The organism is Natronospira elongata (assembly GCF_034931365.1).
Taxonomy (GTDB): Bacteria; Pseudomonadota; Gammaproteobacteria; order Natronospirales; family Natronospiraceae; genus Natronospira; species Natronospira elongata.
The window spans coordinates 17,805-42,829 of the sequence record NZ_JAYGII010000010.1; the positions used below are offsets into that span (position 1 = coordinate 17,805).

The window sequence follows — 25,025 nt, forward strand, 5'->3', positions numbered from 1 at the left end:
TCACTTCTCCACCCCCGTCACGCGGAGGCCTTCATCCCGACTCAACGCGAGTGGATTTCTTCCGGCTTGAAGAAGAAATCAATCTCCGTGCGGGCGGTGTCGGCACCATCGGAACCATGCACCACATTGGCGTCGATTGTCTGGGCAAAATCAGCACGGATGGTTCCGGGCTCGGCTTCGGCAGGGTTGGTGGCCCCCATCAGCTCGCGATTGCGGGCAATGGCATTGTCACCTTCCAGCACCTGGACCATCACCGGGCCGGAGGTCATGAACTTGACCAGGTCATTGAAAAAGGGCCGTTCGCTGTGCACCGCATAAAAACCCTCGGCCTGTTCCTGGCTGAGATGCAGCATGCGGGCGGCGACGACTTTCAGGCCCGCCTTTTCAAAGCGGCTGTAGACTTCGCCGATGATGTTCTTTTCCACGCCGTCGGGCTTGATGATGGACAGGGTGCGTTCCACGGCCATTCCGTTTTCTCCTGCTGAATTTGGTTTGATTGCGACAGTCGGGCCCCAGCCCTCCAACGCCCCAGGGGCACAAAGAGCGGGCCAAGCCGCTTATGGTACCCGTGCACGCCGGGGCGCGGCAATGAAAACCCGCCACGGAAGGCGGTTTTCCGGGCGGGCAACTGGAAAGACTCGCTCAGACGGTGAAGCTCTCGCCGCAGCCGCACTCGTCCTTGACGTTGGGATTGCGGAACTTGAAGGCCTCATTGATGCCCTCGCGAACATAGTCGAGCTCGGTCCCGTCCAGATAGGAAAGATGCTCACGGTCAACCACGACTTTGACGCCGTGATCCTCGAAGATCACGTCATCGTCGCCACTTTCGTCCGCATAATCAATCACATAGGCCCAGCCCGAACAGCCGGTCCGCTTGATACCCAGACGCAGGCCAATACCATGTCCGCGCTTTTCCAGGTGACTGGCGACCCGCTCGGCCGCCGATTCGGTCAGGGTGATAGCCATGGCCTTTCCCGATCCTCTGTTGCTAATCCAGAATTTTCAACGCCGAATGCCAGGCGTCCTCGACAGTCAGAAACGCGTCCATGACGTCCGGCGGTGCATCCAGCCGCGAGGCCAGCGTTGCCGCCGACAGCCGCTTCTCCCCAGCCTGCCAGGCTTCAGCCGCCAGATCCGCGGCGGCAATGATCCAGGGGCTGCCGTGAGCCTGGAACCAGGCCTTTCGTGGTTGGCGGGACAGCCACAGCCAGACTTCGCTGTCATCGGCCCGTCCCCGGGCCTGCCCGCAAACCGATTCAAGCCCAGCGGGCGGTGGCCCCGCATGGCGGGGCCGCAGAAAGCGTTGCCAGCAGACCTCGCCATAAACCTCGTGTGCCGCTGTTTCCTCGCTGTGGCTTTCGACCATGCGATCTGACGTCCGTTCACGCCGGTGGACACCGGCCACTGGGGCATTTTAACCCGAAAGCGGGGTCGGTTCCGAATCGCCCAGGGAGCGTGGCGACAGGGCCCGCAGGCGCGAGACGGCCTGTTCAATGCAGTCGGCCGCCCGATCCACTTCCGCCTCGGTGGTGAAGCGGCCAAGACTCAGGCGCAGAGAGGATTCGGCCTGGGCATCGGAGCGGCCAAGGGCACGAAGCACATAGGAAGGTTCGGCCGACGCCGAAGTGCAGGCAGATCCCGAAGAAACCGCCAGATAAGGATCCAGTGCCGCCACCAGGGCTTCGCCATGGACCCCGTCGAACCCCAGGTTCACCGTCCCGGCGACCCGCCGCTCCGGATCCCCGTTGAGGCGTACGCCGGGCATGGCCAACAGCCTCGCTTCCAGCTTGCCCCGCAGGGCGAGAATGCGCTCACGGTCCGCGCCCATATCCCGAATCGCGAGACGGGCCGCTTCCCCCATGCCCACGATCTGGTGGGTGGCCAGGGTCCCCGAGCGAAGACCGCGCTCATGCCCGCCGCCCAACATCATGGCTTCCACCCGGGCCCGCGGGCGGCGACGGAGGAAAAGGGCACCGACACCCTTGGGGCCGTAGAACTTGTGGGCCGAGAGGGACAGGAGGTCCACCGGCCACTCCTGCAGGCGAATGGGCAATTTGCCCACCGACTGAGCGGCATCCACATGCAACAGGACACCCTGGGCCCGGGTGATCTCGGCGATGGCGGCAATATCCTGGATGACGCCGGTTTCGTTATTGACGTGCATGAGACTGATCAGCACCGTGTCGTCGCGGATGGCCTCGGCGACCTGGGCTGGATCGACAATGCCGCTCTCCGCGGGCGTCAGCCAGCTGACCTCGAAGCCGTCGGCTTCCAGCCGCCGGAAGACATCGATGACCGCCTTGTGCTCGGTACGGGAGGTAATCAGATGGCCACCGCGTCGGCGGTGAAAGCGGGCGGCGCCGGCAATGGCCAGGTTGTTGGATTCCGTCGCCCCCGAGGTAAAAACCATCTCGCGCGGCTCGGCCCCCAGCAGTTCAGCGACCGCGAACCGCGCCGCCTCCACCCGCCGGCGAGCCTCTCGCCCGGGGCGATGGGCCGAGGCCGGGTTGGCGAAACAGCCATCACGCGTCAGGCAGCCGGCCATGGCCTCGGCAACCAGAGGATCCACCGGCGTGGTCGCGGCATAATCAAGATAGATCGGCTCATTCATGAGCAGCCCCTGAGTCAAGCAACCCCTGATTATTCAGGAGTTCTCCATTCCTAACCTGCAATATTGTGTCCCCATTCTAGCGCGGACGCCCCACCCAATGGCTTGACAACCGTCATTTCCGGGACTTGACGGGGGTGGTCCAGCTTGCGTAAAGCTGAACCTGTCAACAGATTGGGAGTCGCCAAGATGCGGGATCACAACGGTCTGAGTTTCTCCATCGGCGAATACGAGCGTCGACTCAGGGAACTGCGGGAACGCATGGCGCGACGCCGTATCGATGTGGCCATCATTACCGACCCGGGCAATCTGCTCTATCTCACTGGCTACCAGACCACCGGCTATTCCTACTTCCAGGCCCTGGTGGTGCCCCTGGAAGACGAGCCCTTCATGGTGACCCGTCGTTTGGAAGAAACCAATGTCTGGCCACGGACCTGGGTGGAAATCACCCGCCCCTATTCCGATACCGGTGACGCCATTGAGACCCTGCACCATGCCCTGGTGGAATTCGGTCTGGATGACCAGTGGATCGGCTACGAGCGCAATAGCTACTTCTTCCCCGCCTACCAGCAGGAGCGCATGCTGGCCAGCTTCGACAGCAGCAATTTCGTGGACTGCTACGGCATCGTGGAGGCCGGGCGGATCACCAAGTCGGAAGAAGAACTTGCGATGATGGAAAAGGCCGCCCGGGCCACGGAAGCCGGCATGGCGGCAGGCATAGCAGCCGCCGTGCCCGGTGCCACGGAGAACGATGTCGCCGCGGCCGTTCATGAAGCCATGTTTCGGGCGGGAGGCGAGTATCCGGCGGTAGCGCCCTATATCGTGTCCGGCCCTCGCTGCATGATCGGGCATGCCACCTGGGAGGGCCGGACCATCCAGGAGAATGAGACTGTCTTTCTGGAAGTGGGCGGCTGCGTGCGTCGCTACCACACCGCGATGATGCGAACGATCTGGACCGGCAAGCCCCCCAGAGTCATGCGGGAGGCGGAGGCCATCGGCCAGGAAGCCTTGGCGGAAATGATGCACTGCATCCGACCGGGGGTCACCTCGGCCGAGGTGGATCATGCCGCCCGCCACATCATCAGTGCCAATCGTCTGGGTGCCGAGCTCATCACCCGTGCCGGCTACAGCATCGGGATCGCCTTTCCACCCAGCTGGGATGAAGGCTATATGCTCAGCCTGAAACCGGGGGACCGGCGGCCGCTGGAGCCGGGGATGACCATGCATCTGATCCCCTGGCTGTGGGGCGTGGAGGGAGACAAGCTGCTTGGCATCTCCGAGACGGTGGTCGTCACCGAGACCGGGTGCCGGTCGTTTTTCGAAAGTCCCGAGCGGAAACTGTTCCGCCCGGGTCCTCTGGCCGGCAGCGCGATGGTTCAGCACCGCGCTGGCTGAGGACCCTCAGAGCTGAGCCAGTCGCCGTCGCTGAGCGAACGCCCTCACCTCCGAGGCGGCCAATGGCTGGCTGAAATGGAACCCCTGGAAGAGATCGCAGCCCAGCTGGCGCAACAGTGCCCATTGCTGAGCACTTTCCACCCCTTCGGCGGTAACCCGCAAACCCAGGGCATGGGCCAGGTCGGTTATTGAACGCACGATGGCCAGACCCTGGGCCTGCTCAATCTCCTGAATGAAGGAGCGATCGATTTTCACCCGGCTGACCGGCAACTGCTGGAGCCAGCTCAGGGAGCTGTAGCCGGTACCAAAATCGTCCAGCGCAAGAGCCACACCCACCTCGTTGAGCCGCTCGATGGTGGCATTACCGGCCTCGATATCTTCCATGGCCACCTGCTCGGTAATCTCCAGTTGCAGATCACTTGGCCGCAAGCTGCTTCGACGCAGAATACGCTCGACTGTGGACGGTAGCGCGGGCGCCTCGAAGAGGTTGGCCGACAGATTAACTGCTACCCGAAGGTCCACCCCCTGATCCCGCCAGGACACGATCTGCCGGCAGGCCGATTCCATCACCCAATAGTCAAGGCTGCTGGCCAGCCCAGCGGTCGTTGCCATGGACAAGAACTCAGTCGGCAGCAGCAGCCCTCGCTCGGGATGCTGCCAGCGGACCAGGGCTTCAACCATCCTGACAGTCCCTTCGGCATCCACGATGGGTTGGTACAGCAGGCGCAGCTGGCCATCCGGGATGGCACGCCGCAATTCCGATTCAAGCACCAGGCGTTCATCGGCCGCCACTTCCATGATCCGTCGATAACGCACCGGCCCGCCACCACGACGCCGCGCCGAGGAATGGGCCAGGTCGGCGGCGCGCATAAGCGCCCGCTCATCCTCGGCATCATCGGGGTAAAGGGCATAACCGCAGGCGCACTCGAGATGAATATCATGCCCACCCACATGCACCGGTTCGCGCACCGCATCCATCAGATAATCCAGATGGGTGCGAGCTTCTGCCTCGTCCGGCAAATCCGTCAGAATGACGGCAAATTCGTCACTGGATATTCTTGCCACCGTGGCCTGTGCCGGGCGCCGCGCATCAAGCCGCTCCGCCAGACTGCGCAGCAGCTTGTCGCCATTGGCATGGCCAAGGGAATCGTTGACCCGCCGGAAACGCTCCAGGTCGAGAAAGGCGAAGGCCACCTTCAGGCCTGTACCACTCAATACACGGATCCGGTTGGCCAGTTGCACCCGGACGTTGCGACGATTGGGCAGGCCGGTGAGTGGATCAAAGAAGGACAGACGGGAAACCTCACTGCGGGCAACCCGGGCCTCGGCCCGCTCGTGCTCAAACAGCCAGGTCACCAGACCCAGGCCAATCAGGGCGTAAAGGACAAGATCGCCGATGGGCAGGAAGGGCGCATAGGGGGCCGTCCAGACCCCGGCAGGACCAAGGACCTGAATGGCCAGGGTGTGCAGCAAATGAAGCCCGTAGGCAATCATGGCACCCGCGGCCAACAGTGCGCCTGCCTGAACCGGCGAGCTGCGCTGGCGGAGAATGACCCATGCTGCGCCCATGAACGCCGCGGCCAGCAGGAAGTTCTTGACCCCCAGGCGGACGAAAACCCGGAGCGAGGCCGCATCCGGGCCAAAGGCACCGATCAGAGCAGTCGCCCCGCCAAGGAGGGCAACCACAATCACCACCACAGCCAGATGGCGTGGGGTCAAAAAGCGCCGATAAGCCAGGCCGACGACGCCCGCCACCAGTAACGCTACCTGGGCGTAGACGGCGGCAAGGGCAGCTACAGAGACTGGCAGGCGCAGACCAGGGCCTAGGCCGGCCATCAACAGACGATACGTGAGCAGAGACAGCACCACGTGAATGGCAAGGGCCAGAAAACTGAGGCCCCACAATCTGAGGAAGGGTCGGCGGCGGTCATGCAGGAAGTACAGGAAGAAAACCGCCAGAACCGCGGACAGGACAGCCTGGGCCGCCAACGCAGCCGTTACCAAGTCTCCCTGTTCAATCACCGTCGGCCCCCGCGCCGCGAGCCGGCCTACTTACAGCCAACCCAAAGACCTCTCGGCATCCCGCCCCATGGAGAACACATCCCTGCGTACCCACAGCATAGCAATACTGGCGGCCCAGGGGGACCGCCCGGAAGAGTCTGGCGTCGGCACCCGAGTGGATTGGGAAAATCGCGTCAAATCGCACGGACCAGATCGGAAAACTGGTCAATGACGGTCAGGTTGCCTATCCTGTTCCGCCTGTCACATGGTGGATCGCCCCGTTACGGGCGAGGCAACCCATTTCACCCAATCAGGAGTTCCGACAATGAAGGCAAGACGCTTTCTGCTAACCGCCGTTCTCGGCATCTTCTGCCTGCAGGCCGGCGTGGTGCTGGCCAACGGCATGGACAAGGATGATCTCTATCGCATCCAGCAGGTCACCCAGGTGGCGGTCTCCCCCGATGGTGAACAGGTGGCCTACCTGCGCAGCGTGCCCCGCAATCCCTACCAGGATGAGAATGGGCCGGCCTGGAGCGAGCTGCATATAGCCACCGGTGAAGGCAAGAGCCGCCCCTTTATCACTGGCAAGGTGAATATCAGTGCCATTGACTGGCTGCCTGACGGTTCCGGCATTTCCTTTCTGGCTCGCCGTGAAGGTGACGACCAGCGCTCTCTCTATGTAATTCCAGCCAAGGGCGGCGAGGCACGACGCGTGCTGACCCATCCCACCGGAATCCGCAGCTACAGCTGGCATCCCTCGGGAGAACGGGTTGCCTTTCTGGCCACGGAACCGACCTCCGAAGAACGTCGGAAACTGCTGGACAAGGGCTTCAATGCCCGTGTCATCGAGGAGCGACTGCAGGATGTGGAAGTGTGGACGGCCGACATTGATGGCGATGGGGAGCCCGAAAAGCTGGACATCGAAGGCAGCGCGTCCCAGCTGCACTGGAGTCCGGATGGCGAACATCTGGCCATGATGATCGCGCCCACCCCACTGGTGGATGACGATCTGATGTTCCGCCACCCCCTGGTGGTGGAAGCCGATGGTGGTGACGTGGTCACCCGCTTTGAGACGGAAGGTAAACTGGGATCCATGGCCTGGTCCCCTGATGGAGAACATCTGGCCTGGGTCGGCAGCATGGATATCCATGATCCTCGCGAGGGCCGCCTGGTCGTGGGCGATGTAGACAGCGGTGAGTTCAAGAACATCAAGGCGGATGAGTACCTCGGCCACATCCAGACCATGGCCTGGGAAGATGACGAGCACATTATCTGGCTCGGCCACCGCGGTACCCAGAGCGAACTGGGTCGAATCCACCGCAGTGGCGACAACGAGGAGATCCTGATTGGGCCGGAGCAGCCCATCCTGCGTTCCCTGAGTCTGTCCAATGGGGGCGGTGTGCTGGCCTTCGCCGCGGACAGCCCAGAGCACCCCCGGGAGCTTCACGTCCATCAGGATGACAGCCTGGAACGTTGGACCGACTCCAATCCCTGGTTGGCCGACCGCGATCTGGCTCCCCAGGAAGTGGTGACCCATGAGGCTCGCGACGGCCTGGAACTCGAGGGTGTCCTCATCCGCCCGCTACGGGAGCGTCGTCGCGGCAATCACCCCATGATCATGGTCATCCACGGTGGTCCCGAAGCCCATATCTCCAATGGCTGGAATACCAACTATTCCAACCCGGGCCAGGTGGCAGCCGCCCGGGGTTATGCCGTGTTCTATCCGAACTATCGTGGCAGCACGGCTCGAGGAGTGGAATTCTCCATGCTCGGGCAGGCCGACGCCGCTGGGGCTGAATTTGACGATATCGTCGACGCCAAGGAGCACCTGGTGGAAACCGGGCTGGTTGATGGTGACAAGGTGGGGATCACCGGCGGTTCCTACGGCGGCTATGCTTCCGCCTGGGGTGCAACCGCTCAGACCGAGCACTTTGCAGCCAGCGTGATGTTCGTAGGCATCAGCAACAATATCTCCAAGTTCGGCACCTCGGACATTCCCCAGGAACTGATGCTGGTGCATGCCCGCAAGTGGCCCTGGGATGATTGGGAGTTTTCCCTCAAGCGAAGCCCCATCTATCATGCCGAGCAATCCCGCACGCCCATCCTGATCATGCATGGTGAGGCGGATACCCGGGTGCATGTGGGGCAGTCCATGGAGCTCTATCGGACCCTCAAGGTGCAGAACAATGTCCCGGTGCGCATGGTGACCTTCCCCGGCGAGGGTCACGGTAACCGCAATGCCACCAGCCAACGCGAGTACGTCATGCGACTGATGCGCTGGATGGATCACTTTATCCGCGATGGCGAAGAAGAATTGCCACCGGCCGATCTGGATCACGGCGACCGGATCTGAGGGATAGGAACATGAGTGAACAGAAACGATACGGGATTCGCATCACGCTGCCACAGGGAGACCCCCTGGCACTTCCCCATCTTCTGGGCAGTGACTGGGAAAGCTTCCGCTGGTACCGCTCAGCGGAGGAGCGTAACCGGGCTATGGAGGACATGGGTCGGGAGCATCAGTTTTCCCGCAAGGGCGATATTCCCAGCATCACGCTGGAAGCAGTGGACCGCTAATCCTGGCCGCCACTGCCCTGGCGACCCCATGGTCGCTCAGGGCAGTGGCCGGTTTTCCTTGAGCAGTTGCGCTATGTCCGCCGCTCGGCGCGGTCGGCTGAAGAAGTACCCCTGTGCCTCGTCGCAACCCATCTCCGCCAGCAGGTCTCGCTGACGGGCGGTCTCCACACCCTCGGCAATTACCTTCAGCTTGAGATTCTTGGCCATGGCCACAATGGCGCGGACAATAGCCAGGGCATCCTGATCCTCCGGCAGCCCCATGACGAAACTGCGATCCACTTTCAAATAATGGATGGGAAAGTCTTTCAGATAGCTCAGGGAACTGTGCCCCGTCCCGAAGTCATCCACCGCAATATCCACACCCATGCGGGCCACTGCTTCCAACGTCCGCCGGGCCCGATCCGGGTTTTCCATCATCATGCTTTCGGTGATTTCGATGTGGAGATCCGAGGCCAGCATTCCACTGCTGTCGATTTCCCGTGACAACTCGGTAATCAAATGCCGCTGCCCAAACTGGCGAGCTGAAACATTGACGGCCATTCGCAAGGACGGTAGCCCCTGATCCCGCCAGGCCACCGCCTGACGGCAGGCCTCCCGGAACACCCAGCGGCCAAGCTCGCCAATCAGGCCATTCCTTTCGGCCAGCGGAATGAAGGTAGAGGGTGGCACCAGACCCTGCTCCGGGTGCTCCCAGCGGACCAGAGCTTCCACACCAACGATCTTGAATGTATCCAGGCAGACGGAAGGCTGATAGTGGAGAACGAATTGCTCCTGATCCAGAGCATCTCGCAAGGCCTTGGACATCAATAGCTCTTCATAGGCCCGAGCATTCATATCCGCGGAGAAGAACTGAATGCAATTTCTGCCTTTTTCCTTGGCCCGATACATGGCGGTATCTGCATTCCGTAACAGGGAGGAGGCATCCTCACCATCGGCGGGAAAAAGACTGATGCCTATACTGCAAGAAGCTGCCAGTTCGTACTCATCCACCCGCACCGGCTCCGACAGGACCTCGCGGACCTTGTTGGCAACCGTGGCCACGTCCTCCGGGTCGTCTATATTATCCACCAGGATGGCGAATTCATCGCCACCGAAGCGGGAAACCAGATCGCTTTCCCGTATCACTTCCTTGAGTCTGCTCGCCACATCCTTGAGGAAGCGATCCCCTACCGGATGTCCAAGAGAGTCATTGATGGTCTTGAAATGATCCATATCCAGAAACAGGATACCCACCACCTTGCCGCTGCGCTTGGCTCGGCCAATCGCCTGCTGGCATTCCTGCTGAAAGAGAGTACGATTGGGCAGGCCTGTCAATGTATCGTGATGCGCGAGAAACTCCAGTTGGCGCTGATATTCCTTATGCTCACTGATGTCATTAAAGACGCAAACGTAATGACTGACTTGCCCTTGCCCATCCTTGAGCGTGCTCAGGCTTAGCAGTTCCGGATAAGTCTCACCACCCTTCCTTCGATTCCACACCTCCCCTTCCCAATGCCCGTCCTGATCCAGGGCACGCCAGATATCACGATCATCTTCACCCCGTTCCCGCTGCAGGGAACGAAACGGCATGGGCCGACCAATCACTTCCTGTTTCCCATAGCCAGTAATCCGGGCAAACGCCTTATTGACTTTCACCACGCGACGATCACGGTCCAGGATCATGACCCCTTCAGCCGTATTCTCCAGTGCAGCAGCGGCCAGACGGCTCTCCTCCTCCATGCGCCGCTGGCCGCTAATATCCCGATAAATGCCATAGACCGCGATCTGGTCATCGCCAATCAGTACCGGTGCCCCCAGGATGGAGACATCCACCAGTACCCCGTCCTTCCTCTGGCGTTTGGTCTCAGCCTGGACCGGTCGACGATCCAGAACCGTCTCCGAGAGAGTACTCCCCTCCTGCTCGAGCATATCGGGAACAATCAATTCATTGATGGTGCGCCCTGCAACCTCTTCCACCTGGTAACCAAATATATCGAGCCAGGCCTGGTTCACTTTCAGAATCCGGTCCTCCCGGTCCAGGAGCACAATGCCTTCGGGTGAGGCATCAAAGAGCTGCTTGAAAAAGGCCTTTTGATCCGACAGCGCCCGTTCGGTATTCTGCAGGGCAGCCACTTCCCGCTCCAGCGCCTGGTTGCTCTCCAGCAATTCCTGGTTGCGCTCATGCAGGCGGTGTTCGAGGCTATCCGCGCGTTGTCGCAATCGGGCTTCCATCTCCTTCTGTTCCGACAAATCTCGGATAGTGGCACGCAGCACCGGACCTTCCTGAAAATCAAGACGGGTCATGGAGACTTCAGCAGGGAAGGTGGTGCCATCCGCGCGTTGATGGAGCCACTCGAAGTGGCTGATGCCGGATGCATAGGCCTCGCGAATGTGACTTGCCGCCCCTGCTCGGGAGTCCAGACCATCCGCTTGCTTTGGGGGTGAGAGGTCAGCCGGGTGCCGCCCGATGATCTGGGACACATCGGAATAACCGTACAGTCTGACAGCCGCCGGAGTGGCGGCCACTATCTGGCTGGAGGTATAAACCAACACCGCGTGGGTGGAGGCCTCGAACAGCCGCCGGTAGAGCCTGTCGTCGCCAGGCAATTTCTCACTGGTGGTGCCGGGTTCCTTGATCATGATCCAGAGTATAGGCGCTTAAGGCGCATTACTCAGCTGTTCGAACACCCTTTCTACCCAGAAATCCGCCTCATCGGTGGGAGTTTCCTCAGTTAGATTGGGATTATCCAGCCAGATGACCGCGCGATCGGTCTCCAGGAAACGGCTGATGGCCAGGCGGTTCGCGGGATGAGATTCAAATAAGCTCAGAAAGCTGCCGTCATCCAAGGCCTTCAGCAATCCTGCTTCGAGGCGCTCTGCCAAGGCATGATTTTCCGGGGCGACGAAGAAATAAATGGGCGCTGGGTAGGCAATCAGGGGACCGTTGCCCGGCGCCAGGTCATACCGCCGGTAGATTTGCTCCTCAGCCCAAACCTCAATAACACCCCTGGGCAGGAAATCCACTCGCCCCCCGGCCACCATCCGGAAAAGGGCTTCATAATCGGAGCTGGTTTCCACCCTGACATCATTGGCCCTCAGAATACCCGTATCCGGCCAGTCATGACCCTGCGCGGCCACGAAGCGCCGCAACTCGCTGAGATCGGTCACGGCTTCCATGCGGTTCACATGCTCCGCCGCCACCACAGGCACCCTGACACCCAACAGACCTCGCAAGAGAGGGACGCGGACAGGCAACCAGCCTGATTCATTGTCACGGGAAGTCATGGTCCAGACCACGTCCACATGGCGTCCATGGCGCATCTCACGCATGGCCCGACTCTGGGTCATGCGGATCGGCGCCCTCTCGAGACGGAAGGGGCCATGACTCTCTTGCGTCTGCTCCATGGCAAGACTCAGCAATTCAACAAAATAGGCGTCCCTGGCCTCCTCTTCCACATCCGGCTTGATGTGACGAATCACGGTCTCCTCTGCCGTTAACGAGATCGGGGCCAACAACAAGGTAAACCCAAGAAGAAGGAGCGCGCCACGCAATACGAATTGGCTTGGGAATGAGTCAGGCATCGGCGATCACCTGAAGAAGGTAAGCCTCGGTTTCAACGAAGGGCATTGGCCGCGCAAAATAATACCCCTGACCTTTCTCGCAACCGCATTGACGCAGGTAATTCAGTTGCACCGCCGTCTCCACCCCTTCCGCCACAACCTGAATCTTGAGGTCGTGGGCAAGGGATATGATTGCCTGAGTCAAAAGCGCATCATCTTCATCTTCACTGATATCACGAACAAACTCCCGGTCGACCTTGAGGGTGTTGACGTGAAAACGGCGAAGATAGGCCAAGGCGGAATAGCCCGTTCCGAAGTCATCAACCACCAGGGCTATCCCCATCCCCTCCAACTGCTTCAGTTTCTGTCGAGTGGCGAAGTACTCTTCCAGAAACAAGCGCTCTGTCAACTCCAATTGCAGGGCATCACCGGGAAGTCCGACTTGCTGAAGTGCATCACTGATTGTCTCGGACAGGTCGCCCTCCACAAGTTGGCGGGGTGAGAGATTGACTGCCATGGTCAGCCCCTCCAGCCCCAGGGTTCGGCGCAGTTGAGCCAGGTCCCCAAGGGCGGTCCTGAGGACCCATTCGCCGATGGGCAGGATCAGGCCATTCTCTTCGGTCAGGGGTATGAACTCATCCGGCGGAATCAGACCACGGCTTGGGTGACGCCACCGGATCAGCGCCTCGAGACTCTCCGGCTGGCCACTGTTCAAGTCGATCACCGGCTGATAGTGCAACTCAAACTGCCCTTCGGCCAGGGCCTGACGAAGGTCACTTTCCAGTGTCAGGCGATGCTGGGTCTCCACACCCAACTGGGGGTCATAGAAACGGAGGGAGTTCTTGCGCTCCGCCTTGGCTGCATACAAGGCGGTATCAGCAGCCTGGAGCAGGGCACGGGCATTATCCCCCGCATCCGGATAGATTGCCGCACCGCCCGTGACCGATGGAAAGAAGTTCTCACCGGAAAGAATCATCGGCTCCCGCAAAGCATTCATGAGTGCTTCCAGACGCGCCACCAGCTCGCCTTCCTCGCCGACACTGGGAACGATAACCAGGAATTCATCACTGCCGAATCGAGCCGGTATCCAGTCGTCGTCTGAATACCTGCGCAGCCGCCCGGCAATGGTATTGAGCAACTCATCCCCAACACCGTGGCCCAGGCTGTCATTGACGTATTTGAAGTTGTCCAGGTCCAGAAACAACAACGCCAGGCGCTGCGTCCCATCCAAGGCATTCAACTCTCCGGCGAGATACTCGTAGGCCAGTATCTGATTAGGCAGCTCCGTCAAGGGGTCAAATCGAGTGTGAAAATCCAGTCGCTCCTGAACCGCCCGAAGCTGGGTGGTGTCCTCAAGCAGGGCAAGAAAGTAGCGCTGATCACCATCGCTCAGCGACCTGACAAATCCCCGACACCAGCGAAACTGACCATCTTGCCGCCGAAAGCGAAGCTCACCCTGCCACTCTTCACCTGCCTGCACCGTTTCCCAGGGGTCACTGGCACCTCGGGGCAGACTGATACGCTGGTGGAACCACCCTCCTGGCTGGAAGGCCTGGCGGCCGAGCACTTCCTCGTTACTGCAGCCACTGAATTCAATGAAGCGAGGGTTGAGATACTTGACCCGCCCTTGCGCGTCCATGATCACGACACCGACAGGCGATTGCTCAAGGGCACTGGCCAGCAGATTCCGTTCCCTTTCGGCGGCGTTGCGGGCGGCAAAATCGCGGCGGATTCGGGCAATGGCATGATCGAAAGCCTCGCGCACATCGTCCAGCTCATCCGGTCGCAACAGGCCATGCTCGGGACGAGCCAGCTTCGGCCGCAGCCCCAGACGATCCAGTCGCAAGCGACGAGCAAAGCGGGCCAGGGCCTGGAGATGACGCGTTACCAGATAATAGAAGGCGAAGAGCAATATCAGGGACACACTGAATGTCTTGATCGCCTGGCTGGCCAGAATCACCAGCCCCATGCTCCAGAGACGTTCGTGAATGCCTCTGAGGTCCGCCTCGACCCGAACATTGCCCAGGGCCTGGGGAATGCCATCCTCGCCGGTATAGACTACAGGAATGAAGTGTTCCAATTGATGAGGATAATCGCTGCTTTCACCCACCCGGGCTTCAATATCCCCACGAATCTCAACTCGCGTGACATGGGGAATCTGCGCGATCCCCTGTAGCTGCAAGGCCACCAGGTTTTCATCCAGGGCCCAGACGCTCCGGGCCAGACTGTCACCAAAACTGGCCTCGGCTTCCTGCAGACGCTGCTCAAGACCGGAATATTCCCGGCGATACTCACTGTACAACTGGTAGGAAGCCGTGATCAGGGTAAACAGGCCACTGATCAGGAGGATGACGAGGATAACCCGCAGACTGAGCCGGCGGTGGCGCAGCCAACGAGGCAAGGTCGGACTGGACACGAAAAGCCTCCCCATTGCTGCATGCGCAGCGTTAAGCTGTCCAGGTTACTCTGTGGACGATCAGGTCGCCGGTCCCGCGATTTCAGTCTAGTCGTTCCACCAACGGCACGCGAATTTCGTCCCCTGGCCGAATACGACGAAGGTTCTGATCGGGGTTGTACTGCTGCAGCAGCCACTCAGGCAGCCCACCGTGGCGGCGGGAGATATTCCACAGGGAATCCCCCTCCCGCACTTCATGATGGCTTTCACCATTGATCCTGTGCTGGCTGAAAAACCGGGATTGCACCGCCTGATGGAAGGCGAGCCGGCGAGACTCGTAGTCGGCCGGTTCGACGCTGGAAAAATCCAGTCGCAGGCGCTGGCCCGCGACCACCGAATCACCAAATCGCAAACCATTGAGCTCACGCAGGCTCTGAGTCCGAATATTCAGCCAATCAGCATGATGGCCCAGGGTCTCGCCCCAACGGAGTTCGATCGTCCCATCCACGCCCACGGCGTAATCACTGGGATCCGCAGCCAGTTCCGGCTGCTCTTCCGGCAAATGCCCCCCATCCCTCCGAGCCTCATCGGCAAGCGGTTCCATCGCCTCGGGACCGTCTTCCACTGCGGCGACGGGCGTCGGGAGGGCCGAGGGTGACTCATCATCCGCCGCTTTCTCCGGCGCCTCTGCCACCTCGCCTGTCGGCCCATCATCGTCAGCGGCAGCCTCCGGGCTGCGGGTCACCGTCGCTACCTTCAGTTCCTGACCCGGAAAAATCCGGTCACCATTGCCCAGATCATTGATTTCACTCAGGCGAGTCACGGTGGTGTTGAAGCGGGCTGCAATCAGGGAGAGGTTATCCCCCGGTCGAACCTGGTACCGGCCATCGGCGGGCACGCGCTCCCGGACCGGGGCCGCATCGTTGCCGGGCAGTGTCAATCGCTGGCCGGCTCTGACTCGGTGGGGATTGCGCAAATCATTGATCGCGACCAGTTGACTGAGACTGACCCCATAGCGGTCGGCAACATGGGACAGGGTCTCGCCCCGTCGCAGCACGTGATAGCGGTCCGGAGCCTGACGGGCGAATAGCTGATCCTCATCAAGTCGCGAGAGCAGATCTTGCGGGTTGAGGCTGTCAACGCTGGCAGGCAATCGTAGCGGATAGCCCCGGGGGACATACTTCTGGCCGTCCCACACCGGCCGTAGCAGGGCAGGGTTCAGCCGCCGAAGCTCATCCGGGGCGACATCAAGGGCATCGGCCAGGGCCCGCACCGGGACATAGGCGGGCATTTCCAGGCCATTGGACACAACCGGGGGCTCGGGCTCCAGGGCGGGAAAGTAATGCTCCGGCTCGGCGTGGATATCCAGGGCGGCCAGGAAAGCGGGGTAAAAATTTCGCGAGGCAAAGCCGAAGCGGCGGCCTTCATACTCCCGGGCGATGCGGGCAATATCATCGCTGCCGGTAATCGACACCGCCCGCCTGACGCCGGCAGCGCCATGATTATAAGCGGTCAGGGCGAGGGCCCAGCTACCGGTAACCTGATAGTTGTGGCTCAGCAGCTGTGCAGCGGCTCGGGAAGACAGCCAGGGATCCAGGCGCTCATCGACAACATGATCCACCTGCATGAAGCGCTGTCCGGTACCCCGGGTGAACTGCCACATGCCGGCGGCACCCGCCCGGGAACGGGCGTAGGGGGTGAATGAGGACTCCACATGGGGCAAGGCGACCATGCCCTCGGGCACACCATGCTCCCGCATCTGCTGCCGGATATGGGCCTCCCAGCGACCTGAGCGCTCCAGGCCGGCACGAAAACGATTGGCCTGACCGAGCTGAAACCGGATGCGATCGGCCGCGGCACGAAACTCAGCCGGACCGGCGCCATCGCCCCAGAGCTGGCGCATCTCCTCCGCCCAATCGGCCTCTATGCCGGGGTCCCGGGCCAGTTCAAGCAAGCGATTTCGCACGACCTCCCGGCGTTGGTCCAGGTGCTGCCTGCGCTCGGGCCGTTCCGCGCCCTCCGGGAACCGGACCACTTCGTAGACCACGCCCAGATAGCGACGGTCATGCAGCAGCCCGCCGTTCGTGCCGACCTCGGTATAGATGCGCGTCCAGAAAGCAATATCGGGCTCGAAGGCGGCCGGGCGTTCGAAATCTTCTCGAATATCCGCCTTGGCTGAAACCGCCAGCAGAGCGAGCAGCAGCAAAACCAGCGGGGTTGGGGCTTTCACTTTGCGATCCCTCCTCTAGACCCCCCTGCGCGCAAGGGCCCGCCTGGGTTATCCTGTTCGACTCCATTCAGAGTCAGAGATTCAAGGATATGCCAAGCACAGCGGTCCAGACCAACGATTCAGCACAGCTGGCCCATATTGAAACCGTCCGCCACCGATTCGACGATGCCATGGAGCGCTGTGGCGTCTCCACGGTGGTGATCGACAGCGGGCCGGTGCACCAGCGTTTTCTCGATGATATCGCCTATCCCTTCAAGGTGAACCCCCTTTTCAACTATTGGGCGCCCCTGACCAGACATCCGGGCAGCTATCTGGTCTATCAGGCCGGCCAGCGTCCCCGCCTGCTCCTGCACGCGCCCAACGATTTCTGGCACAAGACCCCGGAGGCGCCGGAGGGGGACTGGACCGGGGCCTTCGAGATCGAGCTCTACGAGGACAGCAGCGAGATCGACAAGCAACTGGTGGCCCTTCGCCACCCCGTCTATCTGGGTGAGGCACCGCCGGCGGCTCTGGGTGAATGCCGACGCAACCCGGAGGATCTGCTCAATCATCTCCACTATTACCGGGCCTGGAAGACGGATTACGAAATCCAATGCATGCGCGAGGCCAACCGACTCGGGGCACAAGCGCACCAGGCCGCGGCACGGGCATTCCGTGAGGGGGCGAGCGAATTCGAGATTCATCAGGCCTTCTGCACTGCCTGCAGCCACACCCAGGCCGAGCTCCCCTACCCGGCCATCATTGCCCTCAACGAGAACGGTTCCACCCTCCACTATGACCATCTGGAACGCCAGGCCCCGGCCGAGGCCCGCTCCTTTCTGATCGATGCCGGTGCCGCCTTCAAGGGGTATGCATCCGATATAACCCGGACCTGGTCCGGGGGTGACGCCGACTTTTCCCGCCTGATTGACGAGATGGATGCCCTCCAGCGGGGTCTTTGTGAGCAGCTGCGTCCCGGCATCTCTTTCGGCGACCTCCACGATCAGACCCACCGGGCCCTGTCCCGCCTGCTTGCCGACTGGTCCTTCATTACCGTTTCGGCGGAAGAGGCCTTTGAAAGTGGGCTGACGCGCAAGTTCTTCCCCCACGGCCTGGGCCATCTCATTGGCCTGCAAGTCCACGATGTGGGGGGCCATATGGCCGGCCCCGATGGCAGCCGGGAGCCGCCACCGGCCGCCCATCCCCATCTGCGCACCACCCGCAAGCTGGACGCCGGCCAGAGTCTCACGGTGGAACCGGGTCTGTACTTCATCGACAAGCTTCTGGACCCGATCCGGGAAAGCGAGGAAGGGAAGGCCATCAACTGGACCCAGGTGGACCGCTTCCGCCCCTTCGGCGGCATCCGCATTGAAGACGACGTGGTGGTCACCGCCGACGGGCATGAAAACATGACCCGGAATGCCTTCGACAAGCTGTAAGGAGGAGCTGGAATGCAACGAGTCTTTGCCCCCAACGTAAAATTGCTGGGACTGATTGCCGCCCTTCTGCTGGCCGGCTGTGCCAGCGAGACTGAGGCCCGGGATGTCACCCCCCTGGAAGTCAATCTGGACAAACTGGTGGAACAGGCCGTGATTGGCGAGATTACCCAGCCCCATCAGGCCGACCCACCCCTGCGGGTATCGCCGGATGGCACCGTCGCGGCCGCCCCGGGCACGGGTGGCATTACCTACAACTTCCGAACCGGCGACTCCGCCGTGCACATGGCGGGGGATCATGTGGAGCCGGCTGTCAGCATTCGTAACGGTTCGCCGGGTGATACCGCCAACCGGGCCCTGAATGTACTGGCCCAGATAGGCAATCGGGTGCGCATCATCAGTGGTGAGGCTGCCGGCGCGGAAGGCCGTGTGATCGGCAAGCATGGCGGCATTGAGAATGTCATGGTGGATTTCCCCGACGAGGTCTATGACGATCTGGTGGTGGGAGACCGGATGCAGATCCGGGCCGTGGGCCTGGGCATGGAAGCCCGCAATGCCGACGACATCTACATTCGCAACATGAGCCCGGACCTACTGGAGGCCATGACGGAACGCGGCATGGGGCTGGACGAGCAGGATCGGCTGGTAGTCCCCGTCAGCGTCCGCATCCCGGCAAAGATCATGGGCTCCGGTCTGGGCCGAAATCATGTCTTCACCGGCGACTACGACATCCAGTTCTTCGACGAGGAGGTCGTGGAACGGTATGGGCTTGACCGTCTTCGCTTCGGTGACATCGTTGCCATCACGGATGCCGACCACAAATTCGGTCGCATCTACCGGGGTGGTGCGATCAGTGTTGGCGTAGTCGTTCATGGCATCAGCGGTGTGGCCGGCCACGGCCCTGGCGTCACCACGCTGCTCACTTCACCTTCCGGCAATATCGAGCTGGTGGATGATGAGGACATGAACCTCATCAATCTCCTGCCCATCCGTTGAATCCAAGGAAGCCACCGGTGGCCCCGCCGGGGCCGCCGGCTGGCCCTGCCCCGGAGCCCTGAGGTATGGAATGGCTGAGTCTGTTGCCACCGGTGGTGGCCATTGCCGTGGCGATCTGGAAACGGGAAGTGATCGTCGCGCTGCTGGCGGCACTGTTCGTGTCGGAAACCCTGTTGGCAGGGTTCAATCCGGGCGGTGGCTTTACCGGCATGCTGGATCGAGCCACCGCGGTCTTCGAGAGCCCCAACAGCACCCGCATCCTGATGTTCAGTCTGCTGGTGGGGGCCCTGCTCTATTATATCCAGTATTCCGGCGGTGTGGCGGCGGTTGTACAGTGGCTGACTCGCGGCGGCTATACCAATAATGCCCGCCGGGCCGGGTTGCTCCCTACGTTCACCGGTTTCGCGATCTTCATTGAAACCAACATGAGTATCCTCACCTCGGGTATCGTGGCCCGGGGCCTGTTCGACCGCTTCCGCATGAGTCGGGCCAGACTGGCCTATATCATCGACTCCACCTGTGCACCGGTGGCGATCCTGATACTGTTCAATGGCTGGGGAGCCTATCTGCTGGGGCTGATCGATGAGTTCCAGTACGAAAACCCGGTGGCGGTGCTGGCCGCGACCATTCCGCTAAACTTCTATGCCCTGCTCACCCTGGCCCTGGTCTTTTACACCGTCCTGACTACCCGCGTACACGGCCCGCTGAAAACCGCGGAGTCGAAGATGGACGAAAACCAGGTGGATAGTTACGAAATCCAGCCCACCCGTGCCCGCTACATGCTGCTGCCGGTGGGAACCATGATCGGTGGCATCCTGTTCTTCCTGTGGCTGACCGGGGACGGCAGCCTGCTGGCCGGCGCCGGCGCCCAGTCGGTACTGTGGGCCACAGCCCTGGCCGTGGCGGTGGCCTATGTGCTACTCCGCTGGGACGGCGTGTTCGAACACCGACGCCTGGTGGAACTGGGCTTTCAGGGCATGGGCAAGCTGCTGCCGGTAGTGGCCACGGTGCTACTGGCCCTGGCACTTGGCGCCAGCATGCGAGGGCTGGGAACGGGCGAATTTGTTGCCGCCATGCTCGGGCCGGCACTGCCGGTTTTCCTGCTCGCCCCACTGACCTTCCTGGCCGGTGCCATCATTTCCTTTACCACCGGCACTTCCTGGGGTACCTACGGCATCCTGATTCCCATCGCCCTGCCACTGGCGGCAGCCATGGATGTACCCCCGTCCCTGATCCTGGCGGCAGTCATGGGGGGTGGCGTTTTCGGTGATCATTGCTCGCCCATTTCCGACACCACCATCATTTCCTCACTGGGTGCGGGCTGTGATCACCTTGAACATGTCCGCACCCAGATCCCCTACGCTCTGGTGGCCGGGGTTCTGGCGCTGGTGGGATATGCCCTGGCGGGTTTGATGATGGGGCTTTGAAGATATCGGCATCACAGCCATGAAAAAAGGCCGCAAAAGCGGCCTTTTTTCATGGCTGTGATTGTTTGCTCAGACTTCAATCATCGGTCACCGGCACCAGGGTCAGTTCCACCCGGCGGTTCTGGCGACGACCCTCTTCAGTGTCATTACTGGCCACGGGCTGATCCTCACCGTAACCCACCACCAGCATACGCTCCTCAATCAAGCCCTGGGACAGGAGATACCTTGAAACCGACTGAGCCCGTCGCTCGGACAAACGCTGGTTATAACTTGCCGCGCCCGTGCTGTCAGTATGCCCGGCTACCTCAACCACGGTCTGATCGAATTCTTCCAACACCACCGCCACCGAATCCAGCACTTCGTAGAACTCAGAGCGCACGGCATCGCTATCGAAGTCGAAAGTGATGTCACCCGGCATGTTCAGATGAATCTGATCCCCGTCCCGGGTGACCGATACACCGGTCCCTTCCAGTCGCTCCCGAAGCTCGGCCTCCTGACGATCCATATAGGCACCCACGGCGCCACCACTCAGAGCGCCCACACCGGCGCCAATCAGCATCCGACGCTGGCGTTCACGGCGATCACTGGCCGTGGCTGCCCCGAGAATGGCACCCGTCACCGCACCGACCACCGTACCGGTTGTTGCTCGAGCGCGCTGCTCCTCGCCGGTATAGGGATCCAGTGTGGTGCAGGCTGCCAGGACCATCGACGCCATCAAGCCCACCGTCACGCCCGGAACAAGGCGGCCAAATCCTCGCGAATTCGTTTTCATCTGCGTCTCTCCTGTGACAGACCAACCAAGGTGCACTATTGCAGGCCAAGATGGAGGTTGTCGAGCCTAAATCAACGTTCGCCGCCAATTTCCGGGTCAGGATGACCACGCCCGGGAACCAGGATGTCCGCCAGGGGGGATGCCACATGGCCGGCCTGCTGTTCTTCGCCGCCCACTTCAGGGCTGCGCCGCTCCACGAAATACAGGCGCTTGAAGAAGGTGTTGTTGGGCGGCTCGCTGAGGTCCTCGTTGTTCCAGACCTCCAGGGTCTCAACGATCACATAGTCGTCATCGTCCTCATCACGCTCGGAAATCCGGACCAGATCCCAGGTGCGGCGGCGGAACTCGGTGCATACCAGTTCCTCGTCCGGGTCTTCCTGCAGGCCGACCCAGACCTGTTCTTCCTCGTCGAAGCAACTGCGGATGACAACATCGCCATCCTCAACAACCCAACCCACCGATCGCATGGACTGGGCCTGCCCCTCTTCACCTTCCTGGGCGGTCGTCAGTCGAATGCGGAAAGCCGTGGCGCTGTCCATACCAGGCGCCACATTGCCGCCGAAAGGCCAGTAGGTTCCGGCCACATCATTGGGGTCAAACGCCGAATCGCCCCGGTCGATCAGGTCCACGGACTCGGAAATTACTGCCCCGGTCTCGTCCAGTTCGGTGATGATGCCAACCCAACCGTTGCGGGAGGGGCGCACAAATTCGATTTCCAGGCGGCCATCCGGTGCCTCGAAAATCAGTTGTGACTCATCACTGCTCCAATTGATGGTTTCGCCGGCCTTCCAGCCACCAAATTCGACTTCACCCATGTTGTTGGGGTCAAGGCGCAGGGAGGCCACCTGTTCGTCCAGATCACTGTCCGGAAGGTTGAGGACCCAACGCCCCTCCACTTCCTCTACCGGAAGCTCATCCTTGCTGCCGAACCAACCCGTCATTGCGCGGGTTGCGGTGCGCGTCTGGGTCCCGAATTCTTCATCGTCGAATACGCGCTCGAACTCCGCCTGAACCAGAATCAGGTTCGATTCTTCTCCAGCAAGAATCCGGTGGAAGCGAGCAGAATCATACCGCTCGGTAAACTCTGCCGTGACCGGGTTACCGTCTTCGTCCTGTTGCAGTTCAGAGCCACGCCAGGTCAGGTCACCGGCAAAATCGATCTTGACCGAGCCATCCTCCAGCCACCAGCTGAAGTCATCCTGGCCTTCGGGGGCACCAATACGGCCACTGCTTTCGGTATCGAAACGGAAGACATCGCCGGTAATGCCGGGAAAGCGTGGCAAATGCATGGCAAAGCGACCAAGCAGCTCCGACGGCTCATTCCAGCCGGCTTTCCGATCGGCCTGATCCAGAACCCTCGTGCGAATTTCTGCCAGCAGATCCGGTTGGGTGTCACCGGCTTGAAGAATCAGGTCTCGGGTGATTTCAGGCTGGGTGAACAGCTTTCTGATTTCATCCAGCTCATCGGGAAAGCCCGGGTCGCTGGTATTCAGAGCGACCATCAGCGCGGTGGTACTGTCCAGCAGGACCTGCGCATCCAGCTCATCCAGATATTGACGCAGCTTTTCGCCATCGCGGATGAGGCCATCCGCCTCATGCTCCAGCATTTCGCTCTCGACGAGGCGCAGGGCGGAAAAGAACAGACGCGGGAACTCATTGGGCGTGATTTGACCGTCTTCATCAACCGCCGCTTCGATGTGCTGCCATTCATCCACCAGCACTTTCAGATCAATCAGCACGCCATCAGCCCGCTGAACCTGCGCTTCCAGCCAGATGAAATCCCGGGGATGAGGGAGATTGTCTTCCTCGAAGCGAAACCGCAGCACCCCATTGGGATCAACGCGAGCCGTCCAGGTTTCCCGCGGCTCATCGATCCCGGCATGAAGTTCGACGAGGGTATTGAATGGAATACCCTGTGCCGCGGCGGTACGAATCTCGACCGCAAAGTCGCCGTCGTCATCAATGGACTCACAGGCCATCAACGGCAGAAGAAACGCGGCCAACAGCAGAACAGACCAGGCACGTGAACGGGAAAACAAGGACATACTTTCTCTCCGGGCTAAACACATCCACGCCAGCAGACGCGGTAACAAAAAAGGCGGGGGGCCCTATCGGCCTGCCCACTACCCGCAAGGCCCACGTCAGCGCGTTACCGACCGGTCGGATTCAGGGCGCGCTTGTGCGGGAAGGCTGATTACCTTTCAGGCAAGCGCAACGCAGGAAATGGCCGGCCAGCGACTCGTCGAAGGAAGCGCCGCAATTCGGCCTCGGCGGCGTTGCCGCTCCTGGAAAGCCTACCACTCTTCCGGTGAGCGGCGCCTTGCCGAGATCGAATTGCGGGACTCTGACACGGGCGTTGTGGGTAATGGGCAGGCCCTGGCCACCCCGCCTTCTCTGGCATCGAAACTGGTGGCTATGGGTGGGCTCGAACCACCGACCCCAGCATTATGAATGCTGTGCTCTAACCAACTGAGCTACATAGCCATTTTTCAAACAGGACCGGTCTCGGGAAGAGAGCCGGCAGATGCGGGATTTTGGCGTGATCAGCGCTCGCTGTCAAGCGCCAAAACCGGCATCAAACATTGAAACGAAAATGGATGATGTCGCCTTCCTGAACAATGTAATCCTTGCCTTCCAGGCGCCACTTGCCGGCATCCTTGGCGCCCTGCTCGCCGCCGCAGGCGGTGAAATCCTCGTAGGAAACCACTTCGGCACGGATAAAACCCTTCTCGAAGTCGGTATGAATCACGGCCGCCGCCTTGGGGGCGCTGGAACCGGCCTTGACCGTCCAGGCCCGAACTTCCTTTTCACCCGCAGTAAAGTAGGTCTCCAGCCCCAGAAGACGATAGCCGGCGCGAATGACCCGATTCAGGCCAGGCTCGTCCATGCCGGCATCCGCCAGAAACTCGCTCTGCTCCTCGGGCTCAAGCTGGGCAATCTCGGCTTCCAGGGCGGCGCAGACCGGCACCACCTCGGCCGATTCATTCTCGGCATGGGACCGCACCTGCTCAAGCAGGAGATTGTCCTCGAATCCGGACTCATCCACGTTGGCGATATACATCAGAGGTTTGGCGGTCAGCAAATGATAGTCGCGGATGGCCTGAGTCTCGTCCTCATCCAGCAACAGACTGCGAACCGGCTGGCCTTCCGCCAGGTGCCCCTGAAGCTTCTCCAGAATCACCAGCCGTGCGCGCGCATCCTTGTCGCCGGACTTGGCCACCTTCTGGGTTCGCTGCATGGCCTTTTCCACCGTATCCAGGTCGGCCAGGGCCAATTCGGTACCGATGGTGTCGATATCCGCCAGCGGCTCCACCTTGCCGGCCACATGGGTGACATCATCATCCTCAAAACAACGCACGACCATGGCAATGGCATCGGTCTCGCGGATATGAGCCAGAAACTGGTTACCCAGGCCCTCGCCCTTGGAGGCCCCGGCCACCAGGCCGGCAATATCCACGAACTCCATGGTGGTGGGAATGATCTTCTGCGGCTTGACGATCTCGGCGATCCGCTCCAGACGAGGGTCCGGCACCTGTACGACTCCCACATTGGGATCGATGGTACAGAAGGGATAGTTCTCGGCCGGGATCTCGGCCGCAGTCAAGGCATTGAAAAGCGTGGACTTGCCCACGTTCGGCAGACCCACGATGCCACACTTGATTCCCATTA

Annotated in this window: 18 protein-coding genes and 1 tRNA gene; 6 read left to right on the forward strand and 13 right to left on the reverse strand. The window is 61.0% G+C overall.

What is annotated here, in order from left to right; translation table 11 throughout:
• Window positions 1–41 precede the first annotated feature (41 nt).
• The 4 genes from ndk to VCB98_RS06335 form a co-directional block, all read right to left on the reverse strand.
• On the reverse strand, window positions 42–467 hold the full coding sequence (gene ndk, locus VCB98_RS06320) for a nucleoside-diphosphate kinase (RefSeq protein ID WP_346051058.1): 426 nt from the start codon (window positions 465–467) through the stop codon (window positions 42–44).
• A 175-nt stretch (window positions 468–642) separates the two neighbouring features.
• Complete coding sequence (iscA, locus tag VCB98_RS06325) at window positions 643–966, reverse strand: iron-sulfur cluster assembly protein IscA (RefSeq protein WP_346051059.1); 324 nt, start codon at window positions 964–966, stop codon at window positions 643–645.
• A 22-nt stretch (window positions 967–988) separates the two neighbouring features.
• A complete protein-coding gene (locus VCB98_RS06330) occupies window positions 989–1,366 on the reverse strand; it encodes a hypothetical protein (RefSeq protein ID WP_346051060.1) in 378 nt (125 codons plus the stop codon).
• Window positions 1,367–1,414: 48 nt separating this feature from the next.
• Window positions 1,415–2,611 (reverse strand): aminotransferase class V-fold PLP-dependent enzyme, encoded by a 1,197-nt coding sequence (locus VCB98_RS06335; RefSeq protein ID WP_346051061.1) that lies wholly within the window; start codon window positions 2,609–2,611, stop codon window positions 1,415–1,417.
• Between the two features lie 186 nt (window positions 2,612–2,797).
• Between VCB98_RS06335 and doeA the strand changes: the two genes are divergently transcribed.
• A complete protein-coding gene (doeA, locus tag VCB98_RS06340; protein WP_346051062.1) occupies window positions 2,798–4,003 on the forward strand; it encodes an ectoine hydrolase in 1,206 nt (401 codons plus the stop codon).
• Between the two features lie 6 nt (window positions 4,004–4,009).
• On the opposite strand, the gene VCB98_RS06345 is transcribed toward doeA, so the two are convergent.
• Window positions 4,010–6,025 (reverse strand): putative bifunctional diguanylate cyclase/phosphodiesterase, encoded by a 2,016-nt coding sequence (locus VCB98_RS06345; RefSeq protein WP_346051063.1) that lies wholly within the window; start codon window positions 6,023–6,025, stop codon window positions 4,010–4,012.
• Window positions 6,026–6,329: 304 nt separating this feature from the next.
• On the opposite strand from VCB98_RS06345, the gene VCB98_RS06350 reads away from it, so the two are divergent.
• A complete protein-coding gene (locus VCB98_RS06350) occupies window positions 6,330–8,357 on the forward strand; it encodes a S9 family peptidase (protein WP_346051064.1) in 2,028 nt (675 codons plus the stop codon).
• 11 nt (window positions 8,358–8,368) lie between these two features.
• The gene (locus tag VCB98_RS06355) at window positions 8,369–8,581 is read left to right on the forward strand and encodes a hypothetical protein (protein WP_346051065.1); all 213 of its coding nucleotides are present in this window, start codon (window positions 8,369–8,371) and stop codon (window positions 8,579–8,581) included.
• A 36-nt stretch (window positions 8,582–8,617) separates the two neighbouring features.
• On the opposite strand, the gene VCB98_RS06360 is transcribed toward VCB98_RS06355, so the two are convergent.
• The 4 genes from VCB98_RS06360 to VCB98_RS06375 form a co-directional block, all read right to left on the reverse strand.
• Window positions 8,618–11,200 (reverse strand): EAL domain-containing protein, encoded by a 2,583-nt coding sequence (locus VCB98_RS06360; protein WP_346051066.1) that lies wholly within the window; start codon window positions 11,198–11,200, stop codon window positions 8,618–8,620.
• Between the two features lie 18 nt (window positions 11,201–11,218).
• The gene (locus tag VCB98_RS06365; RefSeq protein ID WP_346051067.1) at window positions 11,219–12,142 is read right to left on the reverse strand and encodes a transporter substrate-binding domain-containing protein; all 924 of its coding nucleotides are present in this window, start codon (window positions 12,140–12,142) and stop codon (window positions 11,219–11,221) included.
• Window positions 12,135–14,537: a bifunctional diguanylate cyclase/phosphodiesterase gene (locus tag VCB98_RS06370; RefSeq protein ID WP_346051068.1), complete on the reverse strand. Its 2,403-nt coding sequence runs from the start codon at window positions 14,535–14,537 to the stop codon at window positions 12,135–12,137. Before VCB98_RS06370 ends, VCB98_RS06365 begins: the two co-directional genes overlap by 8 nt.
• A gap of 82 nt (window positions 14,538–14,619) precedes the next feature.
• Window positions 14,620–16,746, reverse strand: coding sequence for a LysM peptidoglycan-binding domain-containing protein (locus VCB98_RS06375; RefSeq protein ID WP_346051069.1), 2,127 nt, complete (start codon window positions 16,744–16,746; stop codon window positions 14,620–14,622).
• An 89-nt stretch (window positions 16,747–16,835) separates the two neighbouring features.
• On the opposite strand from VCB98_RS06375, the gene pepQ reads away from it, so the two are divergent.
• From pepQ to VCB98_RS06390, 3 genes are all read left to right on the forward strand, one after another.
• The gene (gene pepQ, locus VCB98_RS06380; protein ID WP_346051070.1) at window positions 16,836–18,164 is read left to right on the forward strand and encodes a Xaa-Pro dipeptidase; all 1,329 of its coding nucleotides are present in this window, start codon (window positions 16,836–16,838) and stop codon (window positions 18,162–18,164) included.
• 12 nt (window positions 18,165–18,176) lie between these two features.
• The gene (locus tag VCB98_RS06385) at window positions 18,177–19,157 is read left to right on the forward strand and encodes a DUF4438 domain-containing protein (protein ID WP_346051071.1); all 981 of its coding nucleotides are present in this window, start codon (window positions 18,177–18,179) and stop codon (window positions 19,155–19,157) included.
• Between the two features lie 65 nt (window positions 19,158–19,222).
• Entirely contained in the window at window positions 19,223–20,584 is a 1,362-nt protein-coding gene (locus VCB98_RS06390) for a Na+/H+ antiporter NhaC family protein (protein WP_346051072.1), read from the forward strand.
• A gap of 76 nt (window positions 20,585–20,660) precedes the next feature.
• Here VCB98_RS06390 and VCB98_RS06395 read toward each other — a convergent pair whose 3' ends face one another.
• From VCB98_RS06395 to ychF, 4 genes are all read right to left on the reverse strand, one after another.
• Window positions 20,661–21,299, reverse strand: a complete 639-nt coding sequence (locus VCB98_RS06395) for a YiaD family glycine zipper/OmpA-like lipoprotein (RefSeq protein ID WP_346051117.1) — start codon at window positions 21,297–21,299, stop codon at window positions 20,661–20,663.
• A 128-nt stretch (window positions 21,300–21,427) separates the two neighbouring features.
• Window positions 21,428–23,401, reverse strand: a complete 1,974-nt coding sequence (locus VCB98_RS06400) for a hypothetical protein (protein WP_346051073.1) — start codon at window positions 23,399–23,401, stop codon at window positions 21,428–21,430.
• Between the two features lie 362 nt (window positions 23,402–23,763).
• A tRNA-Met gene (locus VCB98_RS06405) sits at window positions 23,764–23,840 on the reverse strand.
• Between the two features lie 91 nt (window positions 23,841–23,931).
• Window positions 23,932–25,023, reverse strand: a complete 1,092-nt coding sequence (ychF, locus tag VCB98_RS06410; RefSeq protein ID WP_346051074.1) for a redox-regulated ATPase YchF — start codon at window positions 25,021–25,023, stop codon at window positions 23,932–23,934.
• Between the last annotated feature and the right edge of the window lie 2 nt (window positions 25,024–25,025).